This is a genomic window from Burkholderia sp. Se-20378 (genome assembly GCF_017104665.1).
In the GTDB taxonomy this organism is placed as follows: domain Bacteria; phylum Pseudomonadota; class Gammaproteobacteria; order Burkholderiales; family Burkholderiaceae; genus Burkholderia; species Burkholderia lata.
The window spans coordinates 1-1,229 of sequence record NZ_JAAGPG010001025.1; the positions used below are offsets into that span (position 1 = coordinate 1).

Below are 1,229 nucleotides of genomic sequence, written 5' to 3' on the forward strand. Positions count from 1 at the left end.
TCGCCTTGCGCGAAATGCGCGGTCCATGCGGCCAGCGCATCGGCAACCGCTTCGGGTTTGTGCGAGCGCTGGTTGAGCGCGGGCTGCGCGGTGCGCAGCAACGCATCGATCGCTTCGCGCTCGGCTGCCCACGTCCGCTCGGCCTCGGCGAAGCACTCGGCCGCGGCCGCCTCGGCCGATTCGTCCGGCTCGGTCACACCGTCCCACCGCAGCGCAGCGAGCGGTTTCTTCAGCCGACGCGCAAGCTGCGCATCGAGCGCAGCCGGGCCGGCGCCCGATTCGACGAGCCAGGTCGCAAAGCCCGGCCAGCGCGCGGCCGCCGGTTCGACGCGCGTGCGCCAGAAATCCGCCGCCAGTTCGAAGCGCAGCGACGCGTCGTCGGCCTCCATGTCGAACGCGAACGGCATCGCCGCCGCGAACGGCGCTTCCTGCAGCGCACGCTGGCAGAACGCGTGGATCGTATGGATCGCGGCCTGGTCGAATGCGCGCAGCGCACGCCGGATCCGCTTCGCGGCCGTCTCGGGATCGAGCGCGCCGTCTTCGCCGAGCGTGGTTTCGAGCAGGCGCTCGATGAACGGATCGCCGCCGTCGTCACCCGTATCGAGCGCATGCGCAAGCTGCGCGAGCCGGCCGCGAATCCGCTCGTGGAGTTCGGCGGTCGCCGCCTTCGTGAAGGTCACGACGAGGATTTCGTCCGCACCGAGATCCTTCTCCAGCAGCAGGCGCACATACAGCGCGCAGATGTTCCAGGTCTTGCCGGTACCGGCCGACGCCTCGATCTGGTTGACGCCGTCGAGCGGGCATGCGAACACGTCGAGTTCGAGCGCCTGCTGCGGCTGCGACACGGCACTCATGCGACCTCCTTCAGATGCTCGACCAGCGGATCGAACACGAGCCGCGCGAGTGTGCCGAACGGCTCGTCGAGCGATGCATGCGCACCGCGCCACGCGATCGCGATGGCCGGATCGTCGGCCTCGCTCACGACCCGCTCGTTGATCCAGACGCTCGCGGCCTTGGCTTCGCCGTCGGACACCCTCGCCCACGCGCTGCGCGGGAAAAACCGCAGCGGCATGCGCCGCCCCGCGCGAAACAGCGCGGCCAGCGGTGCGAGCTGCTCGAGCGGCGCCGCGACGGGCGTCAGCTCGAATGCACCGCCGCTGCCGAACCACAGCGTGCGACGCGGGCCGCCAGGATCCACCGCGCAGTAGACGAGATGCGCGAGCCACGCG

At 70.5% G+C, this 1,229-nt stretch carries 1 protein-coding gene and 1 pseudogene; both read right to left on the reverse strand.

From position 1 onward, the window contains the following. The coding region (locus tag G3N93_RS39860) for a UvrD-helicase domain-containing protein (protein WP_206135505.1) at positions 1-854 on the reverse strand (854 nt) is incomplete at its 3' end. Then, positions 851-1,229 (reverse strand): annotated as a pseudogene (locus G3N93_RS39865) (exodeoxyribonuclease V subunit gamma); the annotation flags it as partial. The gene G3N93_RS39860 and the pseudogene G3N93_RS39865, both read right to left, overlap by 4 nt.